Origin of the sequence: Achromobacter sp. B7 (assembly GCF_003600685.1) — a bacterium.
Taxonomy (GTDB): Bacteria; Pseudomonadota; Gammaproteobacteria; order Burkholderiales; family Burkholderiaceae_B; genus Achromobacter; species Achromobacter spanius_B.
In genome coordinates, this window is sequence record NZ_CP032084.1 from 5,720,923 (window position 1) to 5,744,205 (window position 23,283).

Genomic DNA, 23,283 nt, shown 5'->3' on the forward strand with positions numbered 1-23,283 from the left:
GCCGCCACATCATCCGCCCCATCAACCCGCCTTGAATTCCTTGTTCCAGAATTCCAGGATGTCGGCCTTGCGTTCGGTCAGGCCCTTCAAATCGTACGCGTGCAGCAGCTTGACTTCGGCATCGGTGAAGCCGACGCGCTTCAGGTTCTCGGGCAGTGTCGCGTTGGTCACCGTGGGCGCGTAGCCCATTTTTTCGGCGAAACCGATCTGGCCTTGCGGGTCCAGCATGGCGTTCAGGTATTCCCACGCCGCCTCCTTGTTGCGGCTGTTCTTGGCCACGCCCGCTTCGAACGACACCGGCACCGAGCCTTCCTTCGGGATCACGAAACCCAGCGGCAGGCCGCTGTCCTTCCACTGCAACGCACGCGCCTTCCACATGCAGGCGATGGCGATTTCGCCGGACTTGAATGCGGACGCCACCGCCTCGTTGGACGGATAGATGCGCGGCGCATTGGGCTTGAGCTTGGCCAGGAAGCGCTTGCCGCCGTCAAACGTCTTGGTGTCCCCACCCGCGCCCAGGCCGACGAAGACCGAGTTGTACAGGTACAGAATGTCCGAGAAACCCACCTGCCCTTTCCACTTCGGGTCCAGCAGCACTTGCAGCGAGTCCGGCGGCGTCGGGAATTTTTCGGTGTTGTACACCAGCGTCATCGCGCTGAAGATGTGCGGAATCGAATACGGCGTTTTCAGCGCGGCAATCGCGTGCGCCAGGTTGGGCAGCTTCTTGACGTCGATGGGCTCCAGCGTGCCGGAACGTTCGGCGTCATACATATCGACTTCGCCTAGCAGGGCCACGTCCATGCTGCCGCGCCGCGAATTCTTTTCCGCGCGCAACTTGGTCACGCGGCCCACGGCGTTGCCCGTGTCGTACACCACCTTCACGCCTTGCTTGTCGACGATGGGGTTGATGATCTGCTGAAGCAGGTTTTGGTAGTCGCCGCCCCACGTGCCCACGACCAGGTCTTTTTCGGCGGCGTGCGCCATGCCGGGCACCCAGCCCAACGCGGGGGCCAGGGCCAGGCCCGAGGCGGTCTTGATGAAGCCACGGCGAGTCAGGTTTTTCTCTTGCATAACAACCTCGTATCGAAGGGGAACTGACGACTTGCTACGGTGGCGCGCAAGCGGCTGTGCCCGCCCGCGCGCCTTGGGTTTTCAAACCGGTCAGACCAGCATCTGGACCGGCGCATCGGGTGCCAGCGCCTGGATTTCGGCCGCGTCGATGTCGCGCGCGATGACGATGATGGCATCGCGTGCATCGGGCTGACGCGTCAGCCGTTGCGGCGCACTGAAGGTCGTGCCTACCGACTGGATCAGGATGGGCTCGGCGCATTCCGTCACGCGCACTACGGCCTTGAGCCGCAAGAGCCGTTCGCCGCACAAGCCGGCCAGGTTATCCAGCCATTCGGAAAAATCGGTCCAGCTCATGCCGTCCCGCGCACGCGCTGCCATCACGCGGATGCGCGGGTGCGCGGCATTGGCGCCGGCGCCGCCCGCGATCAGCATGCGCGCGGCCAGCCCGGCCAAGTCGGCGACGCCTTGCGACAGCGCAAAGGCGGCTTGCACGGCGCTCCGGCGGTCGGGGTCGGCAATGACGTCGGCCAGCGGGTTCAGCGCGGCGGCGCGCGCGGCGCGGCCGGCAAGCTCGGATGCCGGCAGCAAATCGGTCTTGGTCAGCACGATGCGGTGCGCGGCGCCAAACTGCGCCATGGCCTCATCCATCTCGGCCAACGCATCCGGGTCGCGCGCGCAATCGTCGGTGCACACCACCGTCAGCCGCAAGCCCCGGCTGGCCAGTTCCGGGTCGGCCAGCGACGCAATGATCGGGCCGGGCCGCGACAGCCCGCTGCATTCCAGGATCACGCGTTGCAACGGGCCTTCGCCCTCGGGGCGCGGCGCGTCCAGCAACGCCGACAAGGTATAGACCAGGTCGCTGCGCAACGAGCAACACACGCAGCCATTGGCCATCAGCGTCATCGGCACGTTGTCGCTGTCGTTTGCAACGATGGCGCCGTCCACGCCGATTTCACCTGCCTCGTTGACGATGACGCCGGTGTCGCGGGACGCCGGATCGCGCAGGTAATCCACCAGCAGCGTGGTCTTGCCGCTGCCCAGGAAACCGCACAACAGGAACAGGTCGACGGCCATGTCAGCCTGCCTCGTCCGCGCTGTCGCAAGGCGAACCCGACGGCGCGCCACCAAACGGCGGGCGTTCGCCATCCACGTCTTCCGCCCAGCTGTCCTTGACCATCTTGCGCACGTCGGCCAGCAGTTCGGCGGTGTCGTACACCACACCGGATTTGATGGTGGTGCGCAGGCAGCGCTGCCATTCGACCTTGGCCGTGTCGTCGTTCAGGCGCATGGCGCCGGTGCCGAACAGCAGCTTGAAATCGGTCAGCGGATTTTGATCATGGATCAGCAGGTCGGCGCGCTTTTGCACATCGATCGACCCGGTGTCGTCATCGATGCCCAGCAACGCGGCGCTTTGCGAGGTGGCGGCGCGCAGCACTTCAATGGGATGAAAGCCGGCTTCCTGAAGCAGTTCCAGTTCGCGCACGAAGCCAAAGCCGTAGATCTGGAAGATGAAGCCGGAATCGCTGCCCGCGCACACACGCCCGCCCAGGTTCTTGTATTCGTTGATGAACTGCATCCACAGCCGGTAGTTCTGCTTCCACTCGATTTCGTTGGTGGTGCTCCAGCGATACCAGTAGGCGCCATGCCCGCCGCGCTGCGGCTGGAAGTACTTCCACACTGCCTTCCAGGTGTAGTCGTCGTGCCAGTCCGCGCGGCGCGCGCGCATCAGGTCGCGGTTGGCGTCGTAGATATTGAAGGTCGGCACGAAGGTGTGGCCAAGCTCCAGGAACTGGTCCATCACCTGACGCCACTTGGCCGAGCCCGGCTGCGCGGCCTGCATGAAGGTCTGGCCGGCGACGGCAAAGCGGTAGTACTCGTCGCTGTAGTTGTAGTCCGTGGGAAACGACTGCACGACGCGGTCTTCGAACAGCGCTTCGGGCAGGCCGTAATAGTGTTCGGAACTGGTCAGCCCCCAGCGCGCGGACTTCAATGCGTTCACACGGGTCACGGCCATCTGCGCGTGGTGGCAGCCCGAGCGCAGGCCCAGTTGCGCGGCTTCGTCCAGCGCGGCTTCCATGATGGCGGGCGGCGCGCCAAAGAACTTGATGCCGTCCGCACCGCGCGCGGCCAGCTTGCGCACCCATTCGCGGCCCTGCTCGGGCGTGTGGATGGTTTTGACGCGGTCGTTCACGGCGGGAAACACGCTGTGCACCACCATGCGCGGCGCGGCGATCTTGTTGGCGGCGGACAGTTCGCGCTGCTCCATCGTCCAGCCCAGCCCGCCCATCGCGCCCATTTCGCGCACCGTGGTCACGCCATGCGCCAGCCACAGCTTGTAGATGTAGTCGGCGGGCGGAACGATGCCGCTCATGGCGTGATACGGCGTGCCGATGTGCGCGTGCGCGTCCACAAAGCCAGGCGTGACGAACTTGCCGTGGCAGTCGATTTCGTGGTCGCCCGGCCCCGGGCGGCGCTTGGGGTCGATAGCCTTGTGCGGCGTGCCCACGTTGACCAGCGCAGTGATGCGGTCGTTTTCGATCACGATGTCGACCGGCCCCCAGGGCGGCGCGCCGGTGCCGTCGATGATGGTTGCGCCGCGCAGGATCAGCCGGGGAAACGGCCCCAGGCCACGGTCGCGCGACACCGGCGCGGAAGGCGGATGCCAGCCCTTGGCCGCGTTGACGTCGCGGGATTCTTCGCCGACTTCCGATTGCGAAAACGTGGGATCGCTCATGGCGCTTACACCCCCAGTCCGTTGTGTTCGATTTCGCCGCCCTTCATGATGAGCGCGATGTGCTCGCCCTGCCCCAACAGGCAGGACAAGTCCCGATACGGGTTGCCGTCCACCAGCAGCACATCGGCCAGCGCGCCCGGCTGGATGCGGCCAAGCTGGCCCACCTGGTTCAACACTTCGGCTGCCGTGGTGGTGGCGCACTGAATCACTTCCTGGGTGGAAAGCACTTCGTTGCGGATACGGAATTCGTCGCTTTGCAGGCGTTGCGAGGGGCCCAGCAGATCCGAGCCATAGCCGATTTTCACGCCCGCCTTCTTGTAGATTTCCAGCGAGTGCAGGCCGGCGGTGCGCACGGTGGCAATCTTGGCAACCGAGTCCGCCGGCAGGCCATAGTCGGCGCCTTCGTTGGCCAGCGCTTCGTAGGTCACCAGCGTGGGCACCACGAAGGCGCCCTTCTCGGCCATGAAGCGCGCCACGCGCTCATCCACCAGGTTGCCGTGCTCGATGGTGCGCACGCCGTTGCGTACGGCGCGTTCGATCGCGTCGGCGGTGTAGGAATGCGCCATCACATACGTCTGGCGGCTGGCGGCTTCGTCGACGATGACGCGGATTTCTTCTTCCGAATAACCGAAGGACGCAATGGGATCGGTGGGCGATGCGACGCCGCCCGAGGCCATCATCTTGATCTGGTCCGCGCCCATCTGGAGTTCCTGGCGCACGGCCTTGCGCACGTCGTCGATGCCGTCGGCCACACGGCCGATGTCGCCCGCGCGAAAGCAGCAGCCGCAAAAGCTCATGGGGCGCAGGTGGTCGGAACGCGGACGCGGGTCGCCGTGGCCGCCCGTCTGGCTGATGGCGCGGCCCGAGATGAACAGGCGCGGCCCCTTGACCGTGCCTTCGTTGACGGCGCACTTCAGGCCCCAGCCCGCGCCGCCCGCATCGCGCACCGTGGTGAAGCCGCGGCGCAGCATCGCCGCCATGATGGGCACCGCGCGCATCATCACCAGCGCATCGGGCAGCACGCCCTGCGTGCTCAGGTTCAACTGCGTGGCCAGCACGTGCACGTGCAGGTCGATCAGGCCGGGCATCAGCGTGCGGCCAGCCGCGTCGATCACCTGCGCCGAGGCGCTGGTGATGGGCTTGTCCGACACTTCCTTGATGACGCCGTCCTCGACCAGCACATGGTGGCCCTCCAGCAATTCGGCCTGCAAGGGATCAAGCAGGTTCGCGTTCTTGAACAATACGGATGCCATGAAATTTCCTTGTTGTGATTCGGGCTCAAGACGCCATGGTCTTGATGTAGCGCCGATGGATCAGCCAGTTCGATATCAGTGCGATGACCAGCGTGCCGCAGACCAGGATGACGGCCAGCGCGGCGCCGAACGGCCAGTTCGAGGCGCGGGTGATCTGGTCGTACAGCGCGGGCGCCATCATCGTCAGGCCCGAGCCGCCCAGCAGCACCGGCGTGGCGTAGGCGTTCATGCAAAGAATAAAGACCAGCATCGTGCCCGCCGCCACGCCCGGCGCGGCAATCGGCAACACGATGCGGCGAAACGTCGTGAAGAAGTTGGCGCCGACATTGCGCGCCGCCTCTTCCACGGACAGGTCCATGCCTTCAAGCACGCTTTGCAATGTCAGGATCAGGTACGGCATGACCACGGCCGTGGTGCCGATGACCACCGCCGTGGGCGTGTACATCAGCGTGATGGGCTTGTCGATCACGCCCAGGCCCTGCAACACCGCGTTGACCACGCCGGCGTTGCCCAGCGCCACCATCCAGCCGGCCGCGCGCACCACGTTGCCCACCATCAGCGGGAACACCAGCAGAATCACAAACAGGCTTTTGTACCGGCTTTGCGTGCGCGCCAGAAAATACGCCACGGGAAAGCCCAGCACCAGGGCCAGCACCGTGCACAGCGCCGCCACCCACAAGGTGGTGAAGAAGATGTCGCGGTAGTAAGGGTCGCCAAAGAACTTGGCGTAGTTTTCGAAGGTGAAGGCGGTTTGCATCAGCTCCGCCGGATCGAAATGGTTGAAGCTGTAGCGGGCCAGTTGCAGGATGGGCACCAGGATGATCACCAGCACCACCAGCGATGCGGGAAAGGCCAGCCCGGGCCCCAGCCAGCGGCTGGGCCGCCCGTCTACGGTTGCGGTCGTCATGGCGGCTCCTATTGCGTGAAGGCCACGCAGTCTTCCGGCTCGAAGCACGCGTACACGCGCGAGCCGGTTGCCGGTTGCGCGCGGCCCGCGCCGCCATTGACGATCTGGCTGATCATGCGGTTGCCGCCTTCCAGCTGCACGCGCACTTCCAGCACCGACCCCAGGTACAGCGAAGATTCCACCACGCCCGCCAGCGCGTTGCCGCCCAGGGGCTGCTCGGCCAGGCGCACCCGCTCGGGCCGCACGCCCACATGCGTGGCGCCGGCGCCGTCCGGCGTGGCGATGCGCTGGCCCGCATCGGTATGGAACTGGTTGTCGGCCTGGCCGCGCCCCGTGAACACGTTCATCTTGCCCAGGAAGTCGGCCACGAAAAGATTCGCCGGACGCTCGTACAGCGTGGCGGGCGCGCCCACCTGCTGCACGATGCCGTCATGCATGATGGCCATGCGGTCGGCAATGGCCAGCGCCTCTTCCTGATCGTGCGTGACGAATACCGTGGTCAGGCCCAAGCGCTGCTGCAACGATCGAATTTCCTCGCGCACTTCCAGCCGCAGCTTGGCATCCAGGTTGGACAGCGGCTCGTCCAGCAGAAACACCTTGGGTTCGATAGCCAGCGCGCGCGCAATAGCCACGCGCTGCTGCTGTCCGCCCGACAATTGGCGCGGATAGCGGTCGCGCAATTCCGTCATGCGCACCATGTCCAGCACGCGGCGGATCTTGGCGTCGCGGTCGGCCTTGGGCACCTTGTGCATCTCCAGCCCGAAGGCCACATTTTCGGCCACCGTCATGTGGGGAAACAGCGCGTAGCGCTGGAACACCATGCCGGTATCGCGCTTGTGCACGGGCAAACGGGTGACGTCGGTATCGCCGATGCGGATGCGTCCGGCCGTCGGCGTAATGAAGCCGGCAATCATGCGCAGCGTGGTGGTCTTGCCGCAGCCGCTGGGCCCCAGGAACGTGACGAGTTCGCCTTCGGCGATCTCCAGGGAAAAGTCGGACACCGCCACCGCCGCGCCGAACTGCTTGCGGATATTCTCGATTGAGACCTTCGCCATTTCTTACACCACCTGACTGAGTTTCACATAGCGGTCGGTCACAAGCATGATGATGCCCAACAGCAGGATTTGCACCGAAGCCACCGAAGCGATGGTCGGGTCCAGATTGAATTCCAGGTACTGCATGATGGCGATCGGCAACGTGGTGCGCCCCGGGCCCACCAGCGATAGCGACAGCTCCAGGTTTTCAAACGACACCACGAAGCTGAATAGCGCCGCCGCCACGATGGACGGGCGCAGCATGGGCAGGGTCACGCGCATGAAGGCCTTGGGCGCGCTGGCGCCCAGGTTGCGCGCCGCTTCCTCGATGGAGCCATCCAGCCCCGCCATGCCGGCGGTGACCAGGCGCACCGTCCACGGAATCGTCAGGCAGACGTGCGCGATGACCAGGCCGCCGAAGGTGCCGATGATGTCCTGGTCCAGCATTTCCTCGGCGCGCAGATAGAACAGGTAGATGCCCACGCCCGCCACGATGCCGGGGATCAGCAGCGGCGACAGCAGCAAGGTGTTGATGCCCTTGCTGCCTTGGAAGCGGTAGCGCGCAATGCCGACCGCGGCCAGCACGCCCATCACCACGCCGATGGCGGCGGCCACCAGGGACACTTGCAGGCTGAACAGGAAGCCGTTGGCGAACGCGGGATTTTCCCAGGCCTTGACGTACCAGGACAGCGTGTAGCCGGACGGGGGGAAGTAGAGAATGGCGTCCTTGAAAAAGCTCAGCCAGACCACCAGCACGATGGGGCAGAGCATGAACGCATACATCAGTACGACGAAAACTCGGTGCAGCCACGTTGCCCAGGGGATCACGCGTATGGGCTTGACCCGGGCGGCCGTGACGGCCGAGTTCAAAGGAGGCGCGCTATGCAAATCCTGTTTCCTTGTCAGCGAGGTGCCGGCTCGGTTTAAAACTCCTCCGCATGGAACTCTTCGGTTCTCTCGGTTAACCGAAGCATATCGATGGGTTGCTGCGCCGTTCAACTAGGGATTACCCAACATTGCGCGCCCGACGCCGCATCGACGCGGGTAATTCCCGACGCGCGCGGCGCGAGCAGGTGCAACCCGTCTCGGTGTGAAAACAGGGGCAGGTGCAACCCGGGGTTTCAATGGGAATGACGGCGCCGGGGGCTCGGTGCCGTCCGTCATGCGCTGGCGCAGCGGCGCACCGGCGCAGCGGCGCAGCGGCGCAGCGGCGCACCGGCGCACCGGCGTGTCAGCGCCTCAGCGCGCCGCCTCCAGCCCGCACAGCGCTTGCAGCACCGCCACGCGGCTTTGCCCCAGCACCATGCCGTGCCAGTCATAGGCGTGGCAATAGAACGCGTCCTGCGTGGCTTGCAGGATGTCGCGGCGCAGCGCGGCCGGGGCGTCCGGGTTGGCGCGCAGCCAGTTGCGCCCGCGCAGCGCCAGCACGATGTCGTCAAAGGGCACCGTCCCGTATTCCAGCGCCATCAGCGTGGGCGACGACTGCGGGCAGGCCTGATAGATCAAGCTGGCCAGATGACCCGTGATGTCCACGGAAGCCGATGTCCCCTGAAACGGCACGGCAATGTCCAGGCCCCACCACTGCCGTGCCCGCGCCACTTCGGCGTCATCGCGGCGGCCGGCGTAGATTTTTTCGCCATGGCCGCGCGGCCCCAGACCGGTATGCACATCGATCCAACCAATATGTGCATAGGGGCTGGCATGCGTTTGCAGGATGCGGCGCAGGTTGGATAGCGAGGCCGCCGGCGCCGCGCCGCCGTAGAACAAGCCGTCGGGGTGCGTGTACTGGCCACGCGACACGGCTTGCGCAAAGGCGGCCTGCCCATGTTCCGCGACGTAACGCGCCAGATCGCGCTGGTTGTCGTCGGATGGCGGCCATTGCGTGGGCAGCAGCAGCGGATGCAGCGCGCCGTAGCCGGCGTTGACCGGCAGCGGCGCGCCGTCAAAGGGTTGCGCATTGCGATTCAAGTCGACGTTGCCTTCGTCGGTACGCGCCATCCACGAATACCCGTACGGGTTTACCGCGTGCACCAGCAGCAAGGCCACGCCCGCCTGGCGCGCGCGCTTGAGCATCGGCGCGTCGTCCATCAGCGAGAACTGGCAGCCCGCCCCGCAAAAGCCTTCGACGCCATGCGTGGCGGACGTCATGATCAACAGGCGCTTGGCGTCGGGCGCGCCGATCAGCGCAACGTCGGTGGCCAAGGCTTCGCCCTCGCTGCCCACCGCCTCGATCGGGTAGGACGCGACGGACGCGCCCAGGCGCTCGGCATCCGCCAGAAAGCGCTCGCGCGATTCGGCGTAGCTGCGGGGAAAGTAGCTTGTACTGCTGGGCATCATGCCTCCTGAGTGTCGATTGCATGGCCGGTGCGGTCCTGAATCCAGAACAGCACCACGGTGGAAAGCGTGACGGTCACCATCAAATACCAGGCGGGCGCCATGGGGTTGCCGGTGACATGCAGCAGCCAGGTCACGAAGAACTGCGCAAAGCCGCCAAATACCGAGATGCCCAGACCATACACGACGGACATGCCGGTGGTGCGCACGGCCTTGGGAAACAGCTCGGGCAGCATCGTGATGACGGGCGCGGTCTGCAAGGCCAGCAACACGGCCAGCAACGCAATCACCGTCATCAGCCGCGCCGTGCTGGGCGCGGACACCAGCCATTCAAAGCACGGCAGCAAGGCGCAAACCGTGGCGGCGCGCGACCAGAAGATGACCTTCTTGCGCCCCACGCGATCCGCCAGCATGCCGACAAACGGGGCGATCGAAAAGCCGATGGCGCCCAGCACCACGCTGGCAAACAGCGTGGACGTGGCGGGCAGGCCCAGCTGCTTGTTGGCGTAGGCGGGCATGTAAAAGCCGATGATCTGCGCGCACACCATGCCGCCGATGACAAGCAGGATGCCCTTGACGACCTGCGCCTTGTGCTCGGTGAACACGCGGCGCAGCGGTTGATGGGACGGCGCGGTCGAGGCTGCCGGGGTGACGCGCGAGTCGGCCGCCCTGGCCGGGGAATGCGCGGCGGGGGTGGTATGCCCCCCCTGCACCGCCTGGCGGGCGTGATTCCCCGGCGACGATTCCGGCGCCTCCAGCGTTTCTTCGAGGTTGCGGCGGATGTAGGCGCCCACCGGTACGGTCAGGATGCCGATGACGAACGGCACGCGCCAGCCCCACGCCTGCATCTGTTCGGGGCTAAGCGTGGCGGTCAAGAGCGCCACCGTCAGCGCGCCCAGCATCACGCCCAGCGACTGGCTGCCGAACTGCCAGCTGGAATAAAAGCCGCGCTGGTTGGCCGGCGCGTGTTCCACCAGCAAGGTGGTGGACGCGCCCACCTCGCCACCGGCGGCAAAACCCTGGATCAGCCGCGCCAGCACCATCAGCACCGGCCCGGCCACGCCCATCTGCGCATAGGTGGGCGCGGCGGCGATCAGCGCGCAACCCAGCCCCATCAGCCACAGCGTCAGCGTCATGGCGGCGCGGCGGCCGTGGCGGTCGGCGTACGACCCGATCAGCATGCCGCCCACGGGCCGCATCAGGAAGCCCACGCCGAAGGTGGCGGTGGTCAACAGCAACTGGCCGTAGCCAGAGGCAGCCGGAAAGAACAGCGGCCCGATGACCAGCATCAGGAACGTGAAAACGGTGAAGTCGAAGAACTCCAGCGCGTTGCCGATGGTGGTGCCGGCAATGACGCGCCGACGCATCGTCGATGAATGCAGATGCTGCCGGCCGGAATCGGCGGCGATGGCGATAGACATGATTTCCCCTTGATGTCCGTTGCCGGGGCGATGGTCCCGCTTCACGCGGCGCGCGTCACGCATTGACCGCGCCGTGTTGGCCTGATGGCCGCCGGGCGTCATGTCCCGGTCGCTTTGCCTGCCCCGTCCGCGTGAATATACGGATGGCGGACGATAAGGAAAAGACAGTATTTTTGTTCCAGTGAAAGCTTTTTGTTATAGCCCCGCCCATCCCGGCCCCGTCATCACTCCTTCCCCCCGCCATCCCCACGCCATGAATCTTCGCCAATTGCGCGCCTTTGTCCTGATCGCCGAGCACGGCAGCATCCGCGCGGCGGCGCGCGCCCTGTTCGTGACGCAGCCCGCCGCCACCCGCAGCCTGCGCGAGCTTGAACAAAGCGTGGGCGCCGAACTGGTGCGCCGCAGCGCGCGCGGCGTTGAACTGACCCCGTACGGCGACGCGCTGTACAAGCGCGCCGTGGTGATCCTGCAAGAAGCGCGGCGCGCCCAGGAAGAGATCGGGCAGATGCGCGACGGCGAAGGCGGCAGCCTGAACCTGGCCATCAGTTCGGCCGCGTTGACGGTGCTGCCCGCCGCGCTGGCCGCCTTCCGGGCGCGCATGCCGCGCGTATCGGTGGCGTTCAATGAAGTGGCGCCGCCCTTCAGCCACGAACAACTGGAATCGGGCCGCTACGACTTTCTGGTGCAAACGGAATACGACGGCGACATCGACGACGGCTTTGCCCGCACGACACTGTTCACGCTGCCGCTGGCGGTGGGCGCGCGAGCCGGGCATCCGCTGCGCCACGCCCGCACCTTGGCCGATCTGCACGAGGCCCTGTGGCTGCTGCCCGGCAACATCCAGGCGCCGGCCAACCTGCTGCGGCTGGCTTTCGCAACGCAACAACTGCCTGCGCCGCGCGATGTGATTCCGTGCCAGTCCATCGCGGTGGCCCTGGCCATCATCGCGGACAGCGACGCGCTGGGCATCTTCGTGCGCAATCTGTTCGACCACCGGCTGCTGCCGCGCGACGTGCGCATGGTGCCGCTGTTGCACGAACTGCCAGCCGCGCGGGTGTCGATCCTGACGCGCGCCGACTCGCCGCCCACGCCCGCCGCGCGCTGTTTCATCGACTGCCTGCACGAGGCCCACGCCCAGCACCGCCCACCCCGCCGATAGCGTCGGTAGCGCCGGTCTACCGGTTATCATTGCCGCCGGGCCTCGCCACGCGCTGCTGTCAACGTCAAAGTCAACATCAACGTCAGCGTCAACACGCGACAGACGTCCGACATCGCCATCCGCGACCGGCGTCGTTGCCCCGCACCCGCCTTACTCCTGCCCTTGATACCCATGGTGTTCCCCCGCCTTCCTTCCCAGCCCACGCTGACCGACACGGTCACCAAGCGCCTGCTCGCCGAAATCGACGAAGGCCGCGTGCCGCCGGGCGAAAAACTGCCTACCGAAGCGGCGCTGGCCGAGCAGTTCGGCGTCAGCCGCACCGTCATCCGCGAAGCGGTGTCGCGCCTGCGGCAGGACGGTATTGTGGAAGCGCGGCAAGGCAGCGGCGTCTTCGTTACCGGCCTGACGGGTAATCGGGCGCTGCGGATCGATGCGACGGAACTCACCTCACTGGACGCGGTGCTGCACATCGTGGACCTGCGGCGCGCGCTGGAAACCGAAATCGCGGCGCAGGCCGCCGCCATGCGCAAGAAGCGCGACATGGCGGATATCGACAACGCGCTGGGCGCCATTTCGCAGGCGGTGGCGGACGGCGGCGACGGCGTCAAGGAAGACGTGGCCTTTCATCGCAGCATCGCGCGCGCCACGGGCAACCCGTATTTTCTGACCACGCTGGCCTTTGTCAGCCAGTTTCTGGAAGCCGCCACGCGCGTCACGCGCGGCAACGAAGCACGCCACGCCGACCTGATGCGCGACGTGCTGCAAGAGCACGTCGCCATCGTCGAGGCCATCCGCCGGCAAGACGTGGAAGGCGCGCGCGAAGCCGCGCGCATCCACATGGTCAACGCGGCCAAGCGCCTTAGCCGGGCGCACCGCTGACCTGCAATCGGCGCCCGCCGGTGCCGATGCCAAAGCGCTGCGCCACCAGCCCCATCACAACAATCACGCCCGCCAGCAACGACGTATAGGCCACTTCGTTGCGGTATGTGCCTTCGACCACCATGGTGATCAGCGCGGCGATGATGCACACGATGACGGCATAGGTCAGCCACGGAAACAACCACATCTTGAACGTCAGTTCCACGCCTTGAGCCTGCAAGCGATAGCGCATGCGCAGCTGCGACAGCGCAATCGCCAGGTACACGAACAGCGCGATGGTGCCGGTGGCCTGCATCAGCACGTCGTACAGATCCATCTTGGACGTCGCCATCATCCAGATCGCCACGAAGGCGAACACGCTGGACACCAGTACGCCGACATAAGGCGTGCCGGTGCGCCGGCCGGTCACCTGCATGATGCGGTGCGCATCACCGCGACGCGACAGCGAATACAGCATGCGCGACGCGGTATACAAGGCCGAATTGAAGCAGCTGCACACCGAGGTCAACACGATGAAATTGACGATGGCCTGCGCATGCGGCACGCCCAGCCGGCTCAGCGCCACGTTGTAGCTGCCGTGCGTGGGCTGCGACAGCAGCGGGTCGTTGTACGGCACCAGGCACACGATGATGAAGATCGAGCCGACATAGAACAGGCAGATCCGCCACACCACCGAGCGCGTGGTCTTGATGATCTCGCGCGCGGGGTCGGCGGATTCGGCGGCGGCCACCGTCACGATTTCCGCGCCGATGAACGCGAACATCACGCCCAGCATGGCCACCACCACCGACTTGATGCCATTGGGCATGAAGCCCTGCGCCGTCAGTTGCGACACGCCGCGCGCCTCGCCCCAGGGCCACAGGTGCACCACCGCCAGGCTGCCGATCACCAGGAACGCCACGATGGCAATCACCTTGATCAGCGCGAACCAGAACTCGAATTCACCGTAGTTCCGCACGTTCATGAAGTTGACGATGATGAGCGACACCGTGATGAAAAGCGCGTAGCCCCAATCCGGCACCTGCGGAAACCAGCCATGCAGGATCTGCCCGGCGACATAGGCCTCCCAGCCCATCAGGAACGCCCAGAAATACCAATACAACCAGCCGATGGTGAACCCCGCCCAGCGCCCGATGGCGCGGTCGGCGTAGGTGGAAAACGAACCCGTGTCCGGCTGCGCCACGGCCATTTCCCCCAGCATGCGCATCGCCAGGATGACCAGGATGCCGCCGCCCAGGTACGCCAGGATGACGGCGGGGCCGGCCAGCGCGATCTGCTTGCCCGAGCCGACGAACAGCGCCGCCCCGATGACCCCGGCGATGGACATCATCGTCAGGTGCCGTGATTTCAAGCCGCCTTTCAGCGCGTTGTTCTGTTTGCTGGCCACTGCCTGCCCTCCTGCTTGTGTGTATGGCTGAATCGGCGTCAGCGGAACGCCTTGATGAAGAAGTCGCGCGATCCAAAGTTGCCTGACTTCAGCGCGATGCTGACGTCTTCATTCGCCACGGGCGAATGACCGGCGCACCACGGCACGCCCGGGTCGATCTGCGTGCCGATGGTGATCTGCGCAAGCCCCAGCGCCTGGACCACGGCGCCGGAGGTTTCACCGCCCGCGACGATCAGTTGGCGCACGCCGCGCTCCACCAGGCCAACCGCGATGCGCGCAATGGCCGCCTCGATCATCTCGCCCGCGCGCGCCACGCCCAGCGCGCCTTGCGCGGCTATCACCGCATCCGGTTGCGCGGTGGAATAGACCAGCACCGGGCCGTCCTGCATGCGCGGCGCGGCCCATGCCAGCACCTGCTCCACCACGTCTTCGCCCGATGCCAGCCGCATCGGGTCCAACGCCATCGCGGGCCGCCCGCTTTCAATGAACGCGGCTACCTGCGCATTGGTGGCGGTAGAGCAGCTGCCCGCCACCACGGCCTGCAAGCCGGGCGCGCGCACGTCAACGGCCACGGTGCTGGGCGCCAGGCCCCAGTTGCCGGGCAGGCCGATGGCCACGCCAGAGCCCGCCGTCACCAGCGGCATGTCGCGCAGCGCGGGCCCCAGGGTCAGCAGGTCGTCGTTGGACACGGCATCCACGATGGCGATCTCAACGCCCTCTTGCTGCAAGGCCTGGATGCGCGCGCGGATGGCATCCGCGCCCGCCGCCACCACGCTGTAATCGATCAGCCCGACCTTGCGCGAGGTTTGCGCCTGCAACACGCGCACCAGGTTGGGGTCGGTCATCGGCGTCAGCGGATGATGCTGCATGCCCGATTCGTTCAGCAGCACGTCGCCCGCGAACAGATAGCCCTTGAAGACGGTGCGCTTGTTGTCGGGAAACGCGGGCGTGGCGATGGTGAACGGCGTGCCCAGCTGCGTCATCAGCGCGTCCGTGACCGGGCCGATGTTGCCCTGCGGCGTGCTGTCGAACGTAGAGCAGTACTTGAAATAGATCTGCTGGGCGCCCTGCTGCTGCAACCAGCGCAGCGCGGCCAGCGATTGCGCCACGGCCTCATCAGCCGGCAGCGTGCGGGTTTTCAACGCCACGACCACGGCGTCCGCATCGGCGCGCAACGGCTCACCCGGCACGCCGATGGTCTGCACGGTGCGCATGCCGGCGCGCACCAGGTTGTTGGCCAGGTCGGTGGCGCCCGTGAAGTCGTCGGCGATGCAGCCAAGCTTGATGTTGATGCTCATGTTGCCTCCGGCAAAGTGATGCCCGGAAAAATCTTGATGACGGCGCTGTCGTCCTCGCGGCCATGCCCGGCGGTGGACGCCTGCATGAACATCTGATGCGCGGTGGAGGCCAGCGGCAGCGGAAACTTGCTGTGCCGCGCGGTGTCCAGCACCAGGCCCAGGTCCTTCACGAAGATGTCCACGGCCGACAAAGGCGTGTAGTCGCCGGCCAGTACATGCGGCATGCGGTTCTCGAACATCCAGCTGTTGCCCGCGCTATGCGTGATGACCTCGTACAGCGCATCGGCGTCCACGCCTTCGCGCAGACCCAGCGCCATCGCTTCGGCGGCGGCGGCGATGTGCACGCCGGCCAGCAACTGGTTGATGATCTTGACCTTGCTGCCCGCGCCCGCGCGGTCGCCCAGCCGATAGACTTTGCCGGCCATGGATTCCAGCACCGCGCCGCAGGCGTCGTAGGCGGCGTTGGCGCCTGCCGTCATCATCGTCATCTGGCCGGCGGCGGCCTTGGCGGCGCCACCGGAAATCGGCGCGTCCAGGTACAGGACGCCCTGCTCGGCCAGGCGCGCTTCCAGCGCGATGGACCAGTTGGGGTCCACGGTGGAACACATCACGAACACGGCGCCGGGCCGCAAGGCGGTGGCGATGCCACCGTCGCCATACAGCACCGATTCGGTTTGCGCGGCGTTGACCACCACGCTGATGATGATGTCGCAGGCGGCTGCCATGTCGGCCAACGTGGCGCAGGCCACGCCGCCATCAGCGGCAAAGGCTGCGGCCGCTTCGGAACGGATGTCGTACACGTGCACATCGTGGCCGGCGCGGCGCAGGCTTTGGGCGATGCCCGCGCCCATGGCGCCCAGGCCGATGACGCCGACGCGGCGGGGAGTGGATTGCGGAAGGCTCATGGCGGGTTCGTCCGGAATGTCGTAAGAATGGCGCCGCGTATCAACGCGGCAAGTCGTCGGCCACGTAGGCGCGGACGATGTCGGCAAAGCTGTTGTCGCCCTTCAAGCCCAGGCGGCTGGCGCGCGTGGTGTCCCAGCGGCCGGGCCAGCTGCCCACGATGCGTTCAACGCGTTCGTCCGGGCGCCACGTGATGCGGTCGGCGACGTCATCGCCCGCGACCTCGCGCAGCGCTTGTTCCATGTCGGCCACCGTGACGGACACGCCCGGCAGGTTGATGGGCGCGCGGTCGGCCACGGCGTCAGCCGAAAGCTCGCATCCGGCGATCAAGGCCTGGATGGCGGCACGCGGCGACAACAGCCACAGGCGTGTGTCGGCGCCCACGGGGCAGACGGCGGTTTCGCCGTTAAGTGGCTCGCGGATGATGCCGCTGGCAAAGGACGATGCCGCGGCGTTGGGGCGGCCCGGGCGCACGCTGATGGTGGGCAGACGCAGCACGCGCCCGTCAACAAAACCACGCCGCGTGTAGTCGGCCAGCAGCAGTTCGGCAATTGCCTTTTGCGTGCCGTAGGACGACTGCGGGTTCAACGCGGTGTCGTCGCGCACGGTGTCGGGCAAGTCGCCGCCGTACACGGCTACCGAGCTGGTAAAGACGACGCGCGGTTGGTGACCCAGCGCGCGGCACACTTCCAGCAAGGCGCGCGAGGCGTCCAGGTTGATGCGCATTCCCAAGTCGAAATCGGCCTCGGCCTGCCCGCTGACGATGGCCGCCAGATGGAAGACGGCGCGCGTGTCGGTGTCGATGGCCTGGCGCAGCACGGCCGGGTCGGCAATGTCGCCGACTTGCGAGTGCACGCGCGGGTCAGTGAACGCATCGGTCTTGACGACGTCCAGCAGGTCGATGCGGGTAATGGCTTGCGGGCCGTTGGCGTCCAGCGTCAGCGTGCCCTGCTCCAGCAGTTTGCGAGCCAGCCGCTGGCCCAGGAATCCGGCGCCGCCGGTGATCAGGATTTTCATGATGCGATCTCGGTGGTTTGCAATTCGGTGATGTGCAATTCGTTGATGTGCAATTCGGTGCTAAGCAACGTGATGTTGATCAACGCAGCCTTGTACGACTCAGCGCCGGGCAACATAGGGTTGCGCCCAGCCCAGGCCCGCGCGCGTGCCCGCTTTGGGCCGGTATTCGCAGCCGATCCAGCCCGTATAGCCCAGCGCGTCGATGCGGTCGAACAGGTAGGGATAGTTCAGTTCGCCCACGTCGGGCTCGTGGCGGTCAGGCACGCCGGCAATCTGGATGTGGCCGATGCCGGCCATGTCGCGTTCCAGCTTCTTGGCGATGTCGCCTTCGACGATCTGGCAGTGATAGCAATCGAATTGCACTTTCAGGTTGTCGGCGCCGACTTCCTTGCAGATGGCTTGGGCGTCATCTTGCCGGTTCAGGAAGAAGCCAGGGATGTCGCGCGTGTTGATGGGTTCGATCACCACCGTGATGCCGGCCGTTGCCGCGATGCGCGCGGCGTGGGCCAGGTTCTTCACGTACACCTCGCGATGCGCCGCGCGGTCCTGCTCCGGTCGAATCAGCCCGGCCATGACGTGCAGGCTGCGGTTGCCCAGTTGCGCCGCATATTCCAGCGCCTGGTCCAGACCGCGCAGGAATTCATCTTCGCGCCCCGGCAAGGACGCAATGCCGCGCTCGCCCGCAGCCCAGTCGCCCGGCGGCGCGTTGAACAAGGCCTGCGTCAAGCCGTTATCGCGCAACCGCGCCTGGATATCGGCGGCGGCGTAGTCGTAGGGAAACAGAAACTCCACCCCTTGAAAACCATCGCTTGCGGCGGCCGCAAAGCGATCCAGGAACGGATGCTCGGTGTACATCATGGTCAGGTTGGCGGCCAGGCGCGGCATGGCGAGTCCTTTGTTCAATAACGTTTATCTACGCGGCAATAACGCCTTAGCGATTGACCAGCTTGGCGGGCGTGAACCACACCGCGATGGCCCCGATGACCAGCACGGCGGCCAGCACGTACATGCCGGACGCCGTGGAGTTCGTCAGGTCTTTCAGGTAGCCGATCATGTAGGGGCTGGCGAACCCGGCCAGGTTGCCCACGGAGTTGACGATGGCAATGCCCGCCGCCGCCGCGGTACCCGACAGGAAGGCAGTGGGCAACGACCAGAACAACGGCGCGCAGGTCAGCACGCCGGCGGCGGCCAACGACAGGCAGATCAGCGACACCACGGTGTTGTCGGCAAAGGATGCGGCGGCGGTAAAGCCGATGGCGCCCGCCAGCGCCGGCACGATCAAGTGCCAGCGGCGTTCGCGACGCTTGTCCGCCGAATGGCCCAGCAGGTTCATCACGATGATGGCGCAGATAAACGGAATGGCCGACAGCAGGCCGATGTTCAGTGCCCCGGTCACGCCGGTGGACTTGATCAGCGTGGGCATCCAGAACGTCAGGCCGTATTGCCCCGCGACGAAGGCGAAATAGATCAGGCACATCCACCACACGCGCTTGTCGCCAAACACCGCGCGCAACGAGTGCTTTTGCGTGCCGGTCTGCTTCTGGTCCTGTTCGATCTCGCGCGTCAGCAGCTGCTTTTCGTCGGGCGTCAGCCACTTGGCGCTGGCGATGCCGTTGTCCAGGTACATGATGGTGACCACGCCGATCAGCAGCGCGGGAATGGCTTCAATCAGGAACATCCACTGCCAGCCCTGCAAGCCGTGCGTGCCGTGAAAGGCTTCCATGATCCAGCCCGACAGCGGGTTGCCGAAGATGCCGGCCACGGGGATGGCGGACATGAACAGCGCGATGATCTTCGCGCGGCGATGCGCCGGGTACCAGTAGGTCAGGTACAGGATCACGCCGGGATAGAAGCCCGCTTCGGCCAGGCCCAGCAGGAAGCGCAGGATGTAGAAGCCCGTGGGCGTTTCCACAAACATGAACATGCCGGACAGGATGCCCCACGTGATCATGATGCGCGCGATCCAGATGCGCGCGCCCAGGCGATGCATCAGCAGGTTGCTGGGCACTTCAAACAGGAAGTAGCCAATGAAGAAAACGCCCGCGCCCAGCCCGAACACGGTTTCGCTAAAGCCCAGGTCTTGCGACATCTGCAACTTTGCAAAGCCGACGTTGACGCGGTCCAGGTAGGCAATGACATAGCACAGCATCAGGAACGGCACGAGCCGCCAGAACACCTTGGCGTAGGCGCGCGCGGTTTCGCGGGATTCAGGTTGGGATGCCGAAGCGGCAGCGGGGTTGGCGCCTGACGCCAGATCCATCGGGGGCATGAAAAGTCTCCAGGAGAATGCGCCGCACCGGTCCGCGCCAAGGCGGCCAGGCGACTTTATTTGCGGTTGATGGGCTTAGATGCGCGCGCCGAACGCTGTGCGCAATTCTTCGATGGCGTCGGCAGACAAGGGCGTGGGACGCGGCTGGCTCATCAGCCACAGGCGCGCGGTTTCTTCCAGCTCTTCCAGCGCATACGAGGCGTGCGCCACCGAGCGTTCCCACACCACCGGCCCCAGCCGTTCGAACAGCGCGCCGCGCACCTGGCCGGCCACGGCTTCGACCTCGGCCGCGGCTTGCGGGTCGCCGGGGCGGCGATACGCGATCAGCGGAATGCGGCCCACCTTCATCACTTGATAGGGCGTGATGGGCGGCAGCACTTCGTCGGTTTTCCAAACCCCGGCCAGCGTCAGCGCGACCAGGTGCGTGGAATGCGTATGGATGATGCCGCGCGATTCGGGGCTGGCGCGATAGATGCCCTGGTGCAGCACCAGCGTCTTGGACGGCTTGGCACCCGACACCCAGTTGCCGCCCAGGTCGACCTTGGCCAGTTCCGCCGGGTCCAGCCGGCCCAGGCAGGCGTCGGTGGGCGTGATCAGCCAGCCGTCGTCCAGCCGCGCGCTGATGTTGCCGGCGGCGCCGACCGTGTAGCCGCGCTGGTAAAGGCTGGCCCCGACGACGCAGATTTCTTCGCGGATGCGGGCTTCGTCAGTCATGAAAAACCCCTGGAAAGCAGGGGCGGACAGGCGCTGGAACGCAATGGGAAGGTGATGGCCAGGACGGCATGATGACTTGTCTCATGAATATAAGTTATCGGGTCATCATACAAATTTAGGATCGCAAACCCTACCGGGTAAACCCTAGGCGAAAGAAAAAAGGCCCGGACGATGCCCGGGCCTTGTCGGCGTTTTGAGTGTTGCCGGGTAGCGCTTATTCCAGCACGCGCCCCTTGGTTTCCGGCAGCAGCAGCGCCGTCACGATCACCACCGCATAAGCGCCGGTGGCGAAGGCGCCAATGGCCCAACCCAGCCCGTGCGTCTGGCTGAGAAAACCAACCAGGCTGGGAAACAAGGCGCCGATGCCGCGCCCGAAGTTGTACGCAAACCCCTGTCCCGATGCGCGCACGCCGGACGGGAACAGTTCGGTCAGGTAGGCGCCGATACCGCTGAAAATGCCCGATGCGGCAAAGCCCAGCGGAAAGCCCAGGAACAGCATCTGGTGATCGGTCAACGGCAACTGCGTGTAGGCGTAGACGCTGATGGTGGACAGCACCGAGAAAATCAGCAGATTGGCGCGTCGGCCCAGCCGGTCGGCCAGATAGGCGCCGGCGATGTAGCCGCAGAACGACCCCAGGATGATGACCATGAGGTAGCCGCCCGTGTTCAGCACCGACAATTGCCGCTCGACTTTCAGGTAGGTGGGCAACCACGTCGTAATGGCGTAATAGCCGCCCTGCACGCCCGTGCACAGGATGGCGGTGATGACGGTGGTCTTAATCAGCGCCGGCGAAAAGATCGTCCAGAACGAGGCGCGCTCCTGGCCGGCTTGCACCTTGGCCTGCGCGCGCTGGAACACCTCGGGTTCGGGCACGTTCTTGCGGATGTACAGCACCAGCAGCGCAGGCAGGACGCCGATCCAGAACAGGCTGCGCCACGCCCATTCCGAGGGCAGCACCGAGAACGCGACCGTGTACAGGATTGCTGCCGCGCCCCAGCCCACCGCCCAGCCGCTTTGCACCGTGCCCACGGCCTTGCCGCGATGTTCGGCGCGCACGATTTCGCCCATCAGCACCGAGCCCACGGCCCATTCACCGCCAAAGCCCAGGCCCTGCAACGCGCGCAGCACGAACAACTGCTCGAAGTTCTGCGCGAAGCCGATGGCCACCGTGCAGGCCGAAAACCACAGGATCGTGTATTGCAGCACGCGCACGCGGCCGTAGCGGTCGGCCAGGATGCCGGCCAGCCAGCCGCCGATGGCGGAGAACAGCAGCGTCACGGTGCCCAACATGCCCGCCTGGCCCTTGTCGATGCCCCACAGGGTCATCAAGGTGGCGATCACAAACGTGAACACCATGAAGTCCAGCGCGTCGATGGCCCACCCGCCGAACGCGGCGATGAAGGTGCGGCGTTCGGTCTTGTTCAGCTCTCTATACCATTGCATGGCTTGTCTCTTGTGTTGTTGTTCTGGCGATGCGCGGCTATCGCGTCGGGGCGAACCCGTACAGGCGTTCGGGGTTGCTGACCAGGATGCGATGGCGCACGTCGGGGTCCGGCGCCCACAGCGCCAGCTGGTTGCGCAGGCGTCCCGTATTGACCATGCGGGTCTGGTGCACGTGCGGCCAGTCGCTGCCCCACAGCATGCGGTCGGGCGCGGCCTGGATCAGCGCCTGCGCCCACGGCGTCACGTCGCTGAAATCATCAAAGCGTTCGCTGATGCGATACGCGCCCGACAGCTTCACCCACCAGCCGTGGTCCCGCACCAGGTGATCCAGCGCCTGGAAGCCGGGGCTGCCCAGGCCATCAGCCACCGGCATGTGCCCCATGTGGTCCACCACGCCGGGCACCGGCAGCTTGCGCATGCGGGGCAGCAGCTCGGGCAATTGGCGCGCGTCCATCAGGAACTGCATGTGCCAGCCCAGATCGGCAATGCGATGCGCCAGCGTTTCCATGGCGTCAAAGCCGATGCCGCCGCCAAACAGCACATTGATGCGCAGGCCGCGCACGCCGGCCGCGTGCATGGCTTCCAGTTCGTGGTCGGTGACATCGGGCGACACGACGCCAATGCCGCGCAACGTGTCGGGGTGGCGGGACAGCACCTCAAGCATGTAGCGGTTGTCGGTGCCGTAGACGCTGATCTGCACCAGCACGCCGCGCGACATGCCGGTTTTTTGCAGCATGGCCAGGTAGGCCGATTCCGGCGCGGGCGGCGGCGTGTAGGTGCGCTCGGGCACCAAGGGGTAGGCCGCGGTGTCCGGGGCGACGACGTGCGCGTGCGTGTCGCAGGCGCCGGGCGGGATATCGAAGGTGGCGGCGTCCATGTCGGGCAGCGGGGCCAGGCACAACGGCGGTTCGCCCGCGATCGGGGTGGTGTTCAAAGTTGTCTCCTCAAATGGCCTATGGCCTGTTGAACGGACCATTCGAAGGCCCATCCTGTGGCCTTACAGCGAATACCGATATTCGCAGTTCAGCGTCGCCGTCAGTGCCGCCGGGGTCTGCGCCCCCGTGGCCGAGCGCGGCCGGGGCGCCTTCAACTTGGCCTGGAACTTGCCCGCCATGTCACCGCTGTCGCTGGTCTTTTCCACCGCCATGGTGGACGGCAGCGCGTAAAGCGTCAGCGCCGTGCCTGGCGAAGGCACCAGCAACAGGAACACGGACTGCGGAAAGTCCGACACCACATAGCTGCCCTGGGTCGTCGTGTCGTTAAGGGCGAGGGTGGCGTCGAAGTAGCTCAGCGTGATGTCCAGGTCTTCGGAGGACGGCGACGGAATCGTGCCCTTTATCGCGACCTTGCCGCTATCGGATACGCAAGACAGTTCGGCCGGCGCCGAGCCGGCGTGGGCGGCGCCGGCCAGCAGCAGGCAGGAGAAGAACGAAATCGCGCGGGCGTGCATGGGGCTTCC

The 23,283-nt window shown here is 65.8% G+C and carries 21 protein-coding genes; 2 read left to right on the forward strand and 19 right to left on the reverse strand.

Going from position 1 to position 23,283, the window contains the following annotated elements:
• Positions 1-21 precede the first annotated feature (21 nt).
• The 9 genes from DVB37_RS25855 to DVB37_RS25895 form a co-directional block, all read right to left on the reverse strand.
• A complete protein-coding gene (locus DVB37_RS25855; RefSeq protein WP_120157152.1) occupies positions 22-1,071 on the reverse strand; it encodes an ABC transporter substrate-binding protein in 1,050 nt (349 codons plus the stop codon).
• Positions 1,072-1,161: 90 nt separating this feature from the next.
• A complete protein-coding gene (locus DVB37_RS25860; protein ID WP_120157153.1) occupies positions 1,162-2,145 on the reverse strand; it encodes a GTP-binding protein in 984 nt (327 codons plus the stop codon).
• 1 nt (position 2,146) lies between these two features.
• Entirely contained in the window at positions 2,147-3,805 is a 1,659-nt protein-coding gene (locus DVB37_RS25865; RefSeq protein ID WP_120157154.1) for an amidohydrolase family protein, read from the reverse strand.
• A gap of 5 nt (positions 3,806-3,810) precedes the next feature.
• The gene (locus tag DVB37_RS25870) at positions 3,811-5,058 is read right to left on the reverse strand and encodes an amidohydrolase family protein (protein WP_046803218.1); all 1,248 of its coding nucleotides are present in this window, start codon (positions 5,056-5,058) and stop codon (positions 3,811-3,813) included.
• A gap of 25 nt (positions 5,059-5,083) precedes the next feature.
• Positions 5,084-5,965, reverse strand: a complete 882-nt coding sequence (locus DVB37_RS25875) for an ABC transporter permease (RefSeq protein ID WP_104142744.1) — start codon at positions 5,963-5,965, stop codon at positions 5,084-5,086.
• 8 nt (positions 5,966-5,973) lie between these two features.
• Positions 5,974-7,020, reverse strand: coding sequence for an ABC transporter ATP-binding protein (locus DVB37_RS25880; RefSeq protein ID WP_046803216.1), 1,047 nt, complete (start codon positions 7,018-7,020; stop codon positions 5,974-5,976).
• A gap of 3 nt (positions 7,021-7,023) precedes the next feature.
• Complete coding sequence (locus DVB37_RS25885; RefSeq protein WP_046803215.1) at positions 7,024-7,887, reverse strand: ABC transporter permease; 864 nt, start codon at positions 7,885-7,887, stop codon at positions 7,024-7,026.
• 351 nt (positions 7,888-8,238) lie between these two features.
• Positions 8,239-9,336, reverse strand: coding sequence for a M14 family metallopeptidase (locus DVB37_RS25890; protein WP_120157155.1), 1,098 nt, complete (start codon positions 9,334-9,336; stop codon positions 8,239-8,241).
• Entirely contained in the window at positions 9,333-10,754 is a 1,422-nt protein-coding gene (locus DVB37_RS25895; protein WP_120157654.1) for an MFS transporter, read from the reverse strand. The genes DVB37_RS25890 and DVB37_RS25895 overlap by 4 nt, the downstream gene beginning before the upstream one ends.
• A 253-nt stretch (positions 10,755-11,007) precedes the next feature.
• Between DVB37_RS25895 and DVB37_RS25900 the strand changes: the two genes are divergently transcribed.
• Together DVB37_RS25900 and DVB37_RS25905 are read left to right on the forward strand one after the other, a co-directional pair.
• Positions 11,008-11,913 (forward strand): LysR substrate-binding domain-containing protein, encoded by a 906-nt coding sequence (locus DVB37_RS25900; RefSeq protein WP_120157156.1) that lies wholly within the window; start codon positions 11,008-11,010, stop codon positions 11,911-11,913.
• Between the two features lie 171 nt (positions 11,914-12,084).
• Entirely contained in the window at positions 12,085-12,792 is a 708-nt protein-coding gene (locus DVB37_RS25905; protein ID WP_120157157.1) for a FadR/GntR family transcriptional regulator, read from the forward strand.
• Here DVB37_RS25905 and DVB37_RS25910 read toward each other — a convergent pair.
• The 10 genes from DVB37_RS25910 to DVB37_RS25955 form a co-directional block, all read right to left on the reverse strand.
• Positions 12,773-14,122 (reverse strand): amino acid permease, encoded by a 1,350-nt coding sequence (locus DVB37_RS25910; RefSeq protein WP_240434184.1) that lies wholly within the window; start codon positions 14,120-14,122, stop codon positions 12,773-12,775. The two genes, DVB37_RS25905 and DVB37_RS25910, sit on opposite strands and share 20 nt — an antisense overlap.
• Positions 14,123-14,217: 95 nt before the next feature.
• Entirely contained in the window at positions 14,218-15,477 is a 1,260-nt protein-coding gene (gene otnK / locus DVB37_RS25915) for a 3-oxo-tetronate kinase (RefSeq protein WP_120157159.1), read from the reverse strand.
• Positions 15,474-16,382, reverse strand: a complete 909-nt coding sequence (gene ltnD, locus DVB37_RS25920) for an L-threonate dehydrogenase (RefSeq protein WP_046803208.1) — start codon at positions 16,380-16,382, stop codon at positions 15,474-15,476. The genes otnK and ltnD overlap by 4 nt, the downstream gene beginning before the upstream one ends.
• A 40-nt stretch (positions 16,383-16,422) precedes the next feature.
• Complete coding sequence (denD, locus tag DVB37_RS25925; RefSeq protein ID WP_120157160.1) at positions 16,423-17,397, reverse strand: D-erythronate dehydrogenase; 975 nt, start codon at positions 17,395-17,397, stop codon at positions 16,423-16,425.
• A 99-nt stretch (positions 17,398-17,496) separates the two neighbouring features.
• Entirely contained in the window at positions 17,497-18,282 is a 786-nt protein-coding gene (gene otnI, locus DVB37_RS25930; RefSeq protein WP_120157161.1) for a 2-oxo-tetronate isomerase, read from the reverse strand.
• A gap of 46 nt (positions 18,283-18,328) precedes the next feature.
• A complete protein-coding gene (locus DVB37_RS25935) occupies positions 18,329-19,666 on the reverse strand; it encodes an MFS transporter (RefSeq protein ID WP_104142727.1) in 1,338 nt (445 codons plus the stop codon).
• 75 nt (positions 19,667-19,741) lie between these two features.
• Positions 19,742-20,380, reverse strand: coding sequence for an aldolase (locus tag DVB37_RS25940; RefSeq protein ID WP_120157162.1), 639 nt, complete (start codon positions 20,378-20,380; stop codon positions 19,742-19,744).
• A gap of 214 nt (positions 20,381-20,594) precedes the next feature.
• Positions 20,595-21,824 carry an MFS transporter gene (locus DVB37_RS25945; RefSeq protein WP_046803203.1) on the reverse strand — a complete coding sequence of 410 codons (1,230 nt, stop codon included), beginning with the start codon at positions 21,822-21,824 and terminating at the stop codon, positions 20,595-20,597.
• Between the two features lie 37 nt (positions 21,825-21,861).
• Positions 21,862-22,758, reverse strand: a complete 897-nt coding sequence (locus DVB37_RS25950; protein ID WP_370512723.1) for an amidohydrolase — start codon at positions 22,756-22,758, stop codon at positions 21,862-21,864.
• Between the two features lie 63 nt (positions 22,759-22,821).
• On the reverse strand, positions 22,822-23,274 hold the full coding sequence (locus DVB37_RS25955) for a hypothetical protein (RefSeq protein WP_120157163.1): 453 nt from the start codon (positions 23,272-23,274) through the stop codon (positions 22,822-22,824).
• Positions 23,275-23,283: the final 9 nt, after the last annotated feature.